This is a genomic window from Acrocarpospora catenulata (genome assembly GCF_018476525.1).
In the GTDB taxonomy this organism is placed as follows: Bacteria; Actinomycetota; Actinomycetes; order Streptosporangiales; family Streptosporangiaceae; genus Acrocarpospora; species Acrocarpospora catenulata.
On the sequence record NZ_JAHCST010000115.1, the window covers coordinates 1 to 9,163 of the forward strand.

At 71.2% G+C, this 9,163-nt stretch carries 6 protein-coding genes and 1 pseudogene; 4 read left to right on the forward strand and 3 right to left on the reverse strand.

Annotated elements, in window-relative coordinates; translation table 11 throughout:
• A pseudogene (locus tag KIP79_RS45490) lies at positions 1-400 on the reverse strand (hypothetical protein); the annotation flags it as partial.
• A gap of 95 nt (positions 401-495) precedes the next feature.
• On the opposite strand from KIP79_RS45490, the gene KIP79_RS45495 reads away from it, so the two are divergent.
• Together KIP79_RS45495 and KIP79_RS45500 are read left to right on the forward strand one after the other, a co-directional pair.
• Entirely contained in the window at positions 496-2,898 is a 2,403-nt protein-coding gene (locus KIP79_RS45495) for a helicase-associated domain-containing protein (protein WP_214111307.1), read from the forward strand.
• 363 nt (positions 2,899-3,261) lie between these two features.
• Entirely contained in the window at positions 3,262-4,902 is a 1,641-nt protein-coding gene (locus tag KIP79_RS45500) for a DNA repair helicase XPB (RefSeq protein WP_214111308.1), read from the forward strand.
• Positions 4,903-5,134: 232 nt separating this feature from the next.
• Here KIP79_RS45500 and KIP79_RS48860 read toward each other — a convergent pair whose 3' ends face one another.
• Positions 5,135-5,257, reverse strand: a complete 123-nt coding sequence (locus tag KIP79_RS48860) for a hypothetical protein (protein WP_256447791.1) — start codon at positions 5,255-5,257, stop codon at positions 5,135-5,137.
• A 122-nt stretch (positions 5,258-5,379) separates the two neighbouring features.
• Here KIP79_RS48860 and KIP79_RS45505 point away from each other — a divergent pair, with 122 nt between their 5' ends.
• Positions 5,380-7,422, forward strand: a complete 2,043-nt coding sequence (locus KIP79_RS45505; RefSeq protein WP_214111309.1) for a HelD family protein — start codon at positions 5,380-5,382, stop codon at positions 7,420-7,422.
• A gap of 4 nt (positions 7,423-7,426) precedes the next feature.
• Positions 7,427-7,843, forward strand: a complete 417-nt coding sequence (locus KIP79_RS45510; protein ID WP_214111310.1) for a GNAT family N-acetyltransferase — start codon at positions 7,427-7,429, stop codon at positions 7,841-7,843.
• An 85-nt stretch (positions 7,844-7,928) separates the two neighbouring features.
• Here the strand turns inward: KIP79_RS45510 and groL are convergent.
• On the reverse strand, positions 7,929-9,163 hold a 1,235-nt coding region (gene groL / locus KIP79_RS45515; protein WP_214111311.1), incomplete at its 5' end, for a chaperonin GroEL.

The window sequence follows — 9,163 nt, forward strand, 5'->3', positions numbered from 1 at the left end:
GTGGGACATACCCGGCAGGCGCGGAGCGCTCAGTTTTTCGGCCGAGGGCCTTGCGGGCTTCTCCGCGGTAGTGCATGACCCCTGGTGGGGTGGGGCGCGCCGGGCGGCGGGGCTGGGCGGGCAGGGGTTTGGTTTCGGTGGAGGGTTTCTCGGGGGCCGGGGGGTTCTGGGCGGCGTGCAGACGGCGGATCTCGCGGTCGGCCAGTTCGGCTGGGGTGCCGAATCTGGCGAGGAGGTTGGCCACGGTTCTGGGGTCGTCGCTGCCGGCGCGTTCCTGTTCGATGCGTTCGCGTACCCGGTTGACGAAGTCGAGGCGTTCTTCGGGGCGCATGCGGCCGTGGACGGCGTCGGCGACCCTGCCGACGAAGTCCAGGACGAGCTGGTCCGCACGCTCGAGCACCCTCGTCATACTGCCCCAGCCGGGGAGGGCATGCGAGACCGACGGGGAAATCCCCGGCGACTTCGCCCCTGACGGGTGCTCCTACCATGGAAAGGATGAGCGACGGGTTCACCGAGTGGCTGCGCAGCCGGACGGACGAGCAACTGCGCGCCCTCGCCATGTCCCGTCCCGAGCTGATCACCCCGGTTCCGGCTCATCTGCACGGCCTGGCGTCACGGGCGAGCACGCCGTCGGCCCTCGGCCGCGCCCTGGACCGGCTTGACCGGTTCACCCTGACGGTCGCCGAATCCCTCTCCCTGGAACCCGAGCCGACATCGCTCCCCGCCCTGCGGGCCACCCTGCTCGCTTCGGGCACCCCGCTCGGTCCCGCGGCCCTCTCCGGCGCGCTCGACCTGCTCCGCACCATGGCCCTCATGTACGGCCCCGACGACGCCCTGCGACTGGCTCCCGGCGTCCGGGAGGCCCTGGATCCGCCGGCCGGGCTCGGTCCTCCGGTGGCCGACGTCTTCCGTCATCATGCGCCGGAGGCGATCGAGGACCTGCTCACCGACATCACCGAGGCCCCGGCCGCCCCGGGCGAGGGGTCGCCGCGCGACCGGCTTACCACCGTGTTCGCCGAAGCCGGAAATATCAGGAGACTGCTGGCGGAGCTCTCCCCTGCCGCCCAGGCCGCGCTGAACGAGCTCGCCTGGGGCCCGCCGAGTGGCAGAGTGCCCAACGCCCGCCGCGAGGTACGCGTCGCCACCGCGCAGTCTCCGATCGAGGAGTTGCTGGCCAGGGGCCTGCTGGGCGCCACCGGCGCGGAGAGCGTCGCGCTCCCCAGGGAGGTCGCGATGGTCCTGCGCGAGGGCCGCCTGCACCGGGAGATCTCTCCCGAGCCACCCCCGCTGGACGGCATCACCCGCGACCAGGCGCTGGCCGACCGCACCGCCGCCGCCCAGGCGTTCACTTTCGTCCGCCTGGTGGAGGAGCTCTGCGAGCTGTGGGGCGCGGACCCCCCGGGTGTGCTCCGCACGGGCGGCCTGGCCGTACGGGACCTGAAGCGGACCGCGCAACGCCTGGACGTCCCGGAGTGGACGGCGGCGTTCCTGGCCGAGGTGGCCCACGCGGCCGGCCTGATCGCCTCCGGCGGCACGGTGGACGGGGAGTGGCTGCCCACCCCGGCGTACGACACCTGGCGGGTGCGCCCCGCCGAGAACCGCTGGGCCGTCCTGGCCACGGCCTGGCTGACCATGGACCGGGCCCCCGGCCTGGCCGGGATCAGGGACGAGCGGGACCGGCTGGTCAACGCCCTCCACCCCGACCTGCGCCGCTCGGCCGCCGCCGAGGTCCGCACCCGCACCCTGGCCGTGCTCGCCGCGGCGGAACCCGGCCTGGCGCCCTCGACGGAGTCCGTACTGGACCGGCTGGCCTGGGAGCGCCCCCGGCGGCGGGGCACGCACCGCATGGAGTTCACCGAATTCACGCTCCGCGAAGCAGAACTGGTGGGAACGACCGGATTAGGAGTGATGTCAGGCCATGGCCGGGCCCTGCTGACCTCAACCCCGGCCGCGACCGCCGCCTCGGCCGCCACAGCCTCGACCGCCCCGGGCGCCGCGGAGGTGCTCGCGCCGCTGCTGCCGGAGCCCGTCGACCACGTGCTGCTCCAAGCCGACCTGACCGCCATCGCCCCCGGACCGCTGACCAGCGAGCTCGGCAGGTGGCTCGGGCTGGCGGCGGACATCGAGTCCAAAGGCGGGGCCACGGTGTACCGGTTCTCGGAGGACTCCATCCGTCGCGTCCTGGACGCCGGCCAGAGCGCCGACGAGTTGCTCATCCGCCTGGAACGGCACTCCACCACCCCGGTCCCGCAGCCGCTGCGCTACCTGGTGGGCGACGTGGCCCGCCGGCACGGGCGGCTCCGGGTCGGCACCGCCTCCGCGTACGTGCGGTGCGACGACCCCGCCGTGCTTGAGGAGGTGCTGGCCGACCGCAGGGCCGGAGCGCTGCGGCTGCGGCGGCTGGCGCCGACGGTGCTGGCCTCCAAGACCTCCCGGGCGACTCTGGTGGACGCGCTCCGCGCGATGGGCTACGCCCCGGTCGCCGAGTCCCTGGAAGGGGACGTGATGGTCGCCCGCGCCGACACCCGGCGCGCCGAGAACGTCCCGCCTCGCCCGGTGACCGGGGGGACGGGCCCCGACCCCGAGGTGGCCGCCGCCGCGGTCCGCGCCATCCGGGCCGGGGACATCGCGCACCAGACCAGAACGGAACCCCGTCAGGCGCCCGGCGGCGCGCTGCCGCGCTCCCCCGCCACCGCCACCATCAGCGCCCTCCAGGACGCCATCCGCCAGGGCACCAGAGTCTGGATCGGCTACCTGGACTCCCAGGGCCAGGCCACCAGCCGCATTCTGGAACCGGCCCGAATGGAGGGCGGCTACCTCACCGCGTACGACGAGACCCGGGCCGCCATCCACCGTTTCGCGCTGCACCGGATCACCGGCGTCGCCGACGTGAATTAAATGCGTTGAAATGCCGCAAGGCGTCAGGCAGAGTGAATGCCAGGGGGGTGGAAACGGAATTCGGGCCAATTCATGAATTGGTCGCGCACACAGGGATGGTCCTGACCCTGCAAAAGCAGACTCATTCGCCCCCCGCGCACGCGGGGATGATCCTGGCCTCCGTTTGTTCACCGCGTCGATCACGGGCTGGATTGGCGACCGGCACCGCAATGATCGACACCGGATGGGCCCACACCGAGCGAGGTGTGGGCCCATCGTCGTGGACAACCCCGGCTCCTGCTGAGGGCCCCGGCTGAGCAAAGTGGGACTCATTCGGCGTCGCGGCGTGTTGGATAGTCGGTACCCCGCACCGAAGGAGCACCTGTGAACGACGGGCCGCTGATCGTCCAGTCCGACAAGACGCTGCTGCTCGAAGTCGACCACCCCCGGGCCGACGACTGCCGGAAGGCGATCGCGCCCTTCGCCGAGCTGGAGCGCGCGCCCGAGCACGTGCACACCTACCGGGTGACCCCGCTGGCACTGTGGAACGCCCGGGCCGCCGGGCACGACGCCGAGCAGGTCATCGACGCGCTGATCAACCACAGCCGCTACCCCGTGCCGCACGCGCTGCTGGTGGACGTGGCCGAGACCATGGCCAGGTACGGCCGCCTCAAGCTGGACAAAGACCCCGTGCACGGCCTGGTGCTCACCAGCACCGACCGGGCGGTCCTGGAGGAGGTGCTCCGGGCCAAGAAGATCCAGCCGATGCTGGGCGAACGGCTCGGCGCCGACGTGGTCGCGGTGCACCCCAGCGAGCGCGGCAACATCAAGCAGGCGCTGCTGAAGCTCGGCTGGCCGGCCGAGGACCTGGCCGGGTATGTGGACGGCGAGGCCCACCCGATCCGGCTCGTGGAGGACGGCTGGGCGCTGCGCTCCTACCAGCGGGAGGCCGCCGACGCCTTCTGGCACGGCGGGTCCGGCGTGGTGGTGCTGCCCTGCGGGGCCGGCAAGACCATCGTCGGCGCGGCGGCGATGGCCCGGGCCCAGGCCACCACGCTGATCCTGGTCACCAACACGGTCAGCGTGCACCAGTGGAAGCAGGAGCTGATCAAGCGCACCTCGCTGACCGCCGACGAGATCGGCGAGTACACCGGCACGCGCAAGGAGATCCGCCCGGTCACCATCGCCACCTACCAGGTGATGACCGCCAAGCGGCAGGGCACGTACCGGCACCTGGAGCTGTTCGACGCCAGGGACTGGGGCCTGATCGTCTACGACGAGGTGCACCTGCTGCCCGCCCCCATCTTCCGGATGACCGCCGACCTGCAGGCCCGCCGCCGGGTGGGGCTGACCGCCACCCTGGTCCGCGAGGACGGCCGGGAGGGCGACGTGTTCTCGCTGATCGGCCCCAAGCGGTACGACGCGCCGTGGAAGGAGATGGAGAACCAGGGCTGGATCGCCCCGGCCGACTGCGTCGAGGTCCGGGTGACGCTGTCCGACGAGGAGCGCCTGGCGTACGCGATGTCGGAGAACGAGGAGCGGTACCGGTTCTGCGCCACCACGCCCTCCAAGATGCGGGTGGCCGAGGCCCTGGTGCAGCGGCACGCCGGCGAGCAGGTGCTGGTGATCGGGCAGTACATCGACCAGCTGGACGAGCTGGGCGCGCACCTGGACGCTCCGGTGATCAAGGGCGAGACCCGGGTGCGCGAGCGGGAGCGGCTCTTCCAGGCCTTCCGTGACAAGGAGATCCAGGTCCTGGTGGTGTCGAAGGTGGCCAACTTCTCCATCGACCTGCCGGAGGCGGCGGTGGCCATCCAGGTCTCCGGGACCTTCGGGTCCCGCCAGGAGGAGGCGCAGCGGCTGGGCCGGGTGTTGCGGCCGAAGGCGAGCGGGGGCGGGGCCCGGTTCTACTCGGTGGTCAGCCGGGACACCGTGGACCAGGAGTTCGCCGCGCACCGGCAGCGCTTTCTGGCCGAACAGGGCTATGCGTACTCCATCATCGACGCCGACGACGTGCTGCGATGAAGAAACCCGGCGGGGTTGCTCCCCGCCGGGTCAGGAATGGTTAAGTCCACGAAACTCCGCCGGCCCGAGACAACCGCATCACCCCCTCGCGCCCTTGGCCCCCTCAGCCAAGAATTACTGGACGCCCGGATCCGGGCATACCCCTATAGTCCTGCTATATCACGCGATTTGCGCATCTTTTTCGCGCACTTCTCATGCCGATTCAATAAGGTTTCGCAGCGTATTCGCAGGATTACTGCGCGAGAATGCCGCCGACGAAGAGTAGCCCCTCCGCGACCACCCAGACGATCACCGCCGGCCCCCGGAGCGCGGCCGGCAGCAGACTGGCGACGCCGGTGGCCCAGGTACGCATCACGCCCTACAGGTACCCGAGCAAAGGATCGACAACCGGCCGGAAAACCAGTTGGACCGCCGGGGACGCCTGAGTAAGCTCCTGTGTTTCGCGCCTTCCACCGCCTACCCGACAGGAGTTCCGGCATGCCCGCCCACCAGCTCGCCCCCGACATACCGGCGTCCGACATCCTCGCGGCCGAGCGGGAGCACCTGCGCCGCTCGCGGGCGGCCCTCACCGCGATGCGCGAGCACGCCCAGTCCCTGTCCGCGGACGCGGCCGGCGACTGGGTCTCCCAGCAGGTCCTGCAGGGCCTGCTCGACCAGCGGGTGGCCGCCCTCGCCGACCACCCGGACACTCCGCTCTTCTTCGGCCGCCTGGACCGTACGGCCACCGGCGACGAGTTGCCCGCCACCATGCACGTGGGGCGACGGCACGTGCACGACGGGGCCGGGCAGGCCCTGGTCATCGACTGGCGCGCACCCGTCTCCCGGGCCTTCTACCAGGCCAGCCCCGCCGATCCGATGGACGTGGGGCGGCGGCGACGGTTCGGCTACCAGGGCGGGGAGCTGACCGCCTTCGAGGACGAGGACCTGACCACCGGAAGCGCGCTCACCCCATCGAAGATCCTCACCGCGGAGATCGAACGCCCGCGCACCGGGCCGATGCGGGACATCGTCGCCACCATCCAGCCGGACCAGGACGAGATCGTCCGCGCCGACCTCGGGGTGACCGTCTGCGTCCAGGGCGCCCCCGGCACCGGGAAGACCGCCGTCGGCCTGCACCGGGCCGCCTACCTGCTGTTCACCCACCGGGAGAAGCTGGCCAGATCGGGCGTGATGATCGTCGGGCCGAACCGGGCGTTCCTGTCCTACATCTCCTCGGTGCTGCCTGCGCTCGGCGAGGTCAAGGTGGACCAGGCCACCGTGGCGGGCATCCTGGGCGACCACTCCCATCCCGAGGACCCGGCCGTGGCGGCGGTGAAGGGCGACGCCCGGATGGCCCCGGTGCTCCGGCGGGCGCTCTGGTTGCACATCACCAAACCCGAGGAGGGTGTGCTGGTCACCCGGGGGGTCAACCGCTACCGGGTGCCCGACCACCAGGTCCGGGAGATCGTCGCTTCGCTGCGCGGGACCACCCGCTACAACCCCGGGCGGGCCGCGCTGGCGCAGCGGCTGGCGCACGCCGTCCTGGTCCAGATGGAACGCCGGGGCGAGTCCCCCGACGACCGGGTGCAGGACGCGGTGGCGCGGTCGAAGCCGGTCCGGCAGGTGATCGACCAGACCTGGCCGAAGCTGACGCCCGAGCAGGTGCTGCACCGGCTGTTCAGCGACGCCGAGTTCCTGGCCAGGGCCGCCAAGACCGACCTGACCGCCGAGGAGCAGTCCCTGCTGCTCTGGGCGAAGCCCTCGAAATCCCACCGGTCGGCCAAGTGGTCGGCCGCCGACGCGGCACTCCTGGACGAGCTGGGCGACCTGATGGAGCGCACCCCGTCCCACGGTCACCTGGTGGTGGACGAGGCGCAGGACCTGTCGGCGATGCAGCTGCGGGCGCTGGGCAGGCGGTGCCGTACCGGGTCGGCGACCATTCTCGGGGATCTGGCCCAGGGCACCACACCGTGGTCGGCGCGCTCCTGGCAGACCGTGCTCGGCCATCTCGGCTTCGAGAAGGGCTCGGAGCGCTCCGGCGGCGAGGTCACCGCCGTCACCGAGCTCACCCTGGGCTTCCGGGTGCCCCGCGAGGTGCTCGACTACGCCGCCCGACTGCTCCCCGCCATCGCCCCCGAACTCGCCCCGCCCCGCTCGCTGCGCCCCGGTGTGGGCTCCCTGTCCGTACGGGAGAGGCCAGACGTGGTTTCGGGCATCGCCGAGGCGGTGGCCGAGGCGCTCGCCCGGGAGGGCTCGATCGGCGTGATCGTCGCCGACGCCTCGGTCCCCGCCGTCTCGGCCGCCCTCACCGCCGCCCATGAGATCCTCGGCCCCGAGTCCACCGGCGACCACCGCGTCCTGGTCATCCCCGCCACCCTCGCCAAGGGCCTGGAGTACGACCATGTCATCGTCGCCGAACCCGCCCACATCGCCCAGGCCGAACCCCAGGGCCTGGCCCGGCTGTACGTCGTCCTCACCCGCGCGGTCACCTCACTGACGATCGTGCACACCAACCCACTCCCGTCCCAACTGGTTCACTAGGCCCATGGTTACCATCCGCCCGGCCACCCACGCCGATATTCCCGACATCCTGGAATTCTGGCGGCGCGCCGCCGAGAACACCGACCGCCAGGACGACGCCTCGAAGGTGACGGCCCTGATCGACCACGATCCGGACGCGCTGTTGGTCGCCGAATTGGACGGTGTCCTGGCAGGAACGGTCATCGCGGGCTGGGACGGCTGGCGCGCCCATCTCTACCGCCTCGCGGTGGCCCCCGAATTCCGGCGCCGGGGCGTCGGTTCCGCCCTCATCGCGGCGGCGGAGAAGCGCTTCGAAAACTTCGGGGCGTTCCGCGCGGACGCGATGGTCCTGCGCGACAACGACCTCGCGCACCACGCCTGGAAAGCCGCCGGTTACCATGCACAGCCCCACTGGGGCCGGTGGGTGAAAACGCTGGGATAACCAACCCTGCGGAAACCAGAAAAAGGCGGCTCCGGAACGGAACCGCCTCCTCTGGAGATGGACTCAGAGGTCCATGTCGGTGGACTCAGAAGTCCATGTCGCCGCCGGGCATGCCGCCGCCGCCGGCGGGAGCCGCGTTCTTCTCCGGCTTCTCGGCGATGACGGCCTCGGTGGTGAGGAACAGGGCCGCGATCGAGGCGGCGTTCTGCAGCGCGGAGCGCGTCACCTTGGCCGGGTCGATGATGCCCGCCTCGAACATGTTGACGTAGTCGCCGGTGGCCGCGTTGAGGCCCTCGCCGGGGGTGAGGTTGCGCACCTTCTCCACCACGACGCCGCCCTCGAGACCGGCGTTCACCGCGATCTGCTTGAGCGGCTCCTCCAGAGCCTTACGGACGATCGCGGCACCGGTGGCCTCGTCGCCGGGGAGCTCCAGCTTGTCGAACGCCTTGGCGCTGGCCTGCAGCAGGGCCACGCCACCGCCGGGCACGATGCCCTCCTCGACGGCCGCCTTCGCGTTGCGAACGGCGTCCTCGATGCGGTGCTTGCGCTCCTTCAGCTCGACCTCGGTGGCCGCGCCGGCCTTGATGACGGCCACGCCGCCGGCCAGCTTGGCGAGACGCTCCTGGAGCTTCTCACGGTCGTAGTCGGAGTCGGTGTTCTCGATCTCGGCGCGGATCTGGTTGACCCGGCCCGCGATCTGCTCGGCGTCGCCGCCGCCGTCCACGATCGTGGTCTCGTCCTTGGTGACGACCACCTTGCGGGCCTTGCCCAGCAGGTCGAGGGTGGCGTTCTCCAGCTTGAGGCCGAGCTCCTCGCTGATGACCTGGCCGCCGGTGAGGGTGGCGATGTCGACCAGCATGGCCTTGCGGCGGTCGCCGAAGCCGGGGGCCTTGACCGCCACCGAGCGGAACAGGCCACGGATCTTGTTGACCACCAGGGTGGCCAGGGCCTCGCCCTCGACGTCCTCAGCGATGATCAGGAGCGGCTTGCCCGACTGGACGACCTTGTCGAGCAGGGGCAGCAGGTCCTTGTTGGCGGAGATCTTCGAGTTGACCACGAGGATGTAGGGGTCCTCCAGGACCGCCTCCATGCGCTCGGGGTCGGTTACGAAGTAGCCCGAGTTGTAGCCCTTGTCGAAGCGCATGCCCTCGGTGAGCTCCAGCTCGAGCCCGAACGCGTTGCTCTCCTCGACAGTGATGACGCCTTCCTTGCCGACCTTGTCCATCGCCTCGGCGATCAGCTCGCCGATCTCGACGTCACCGGCGGAGATGGAGGCGGTCGAAGCGATCTGCTCCTTGGTCTCCACATCCTTGGCCAGCT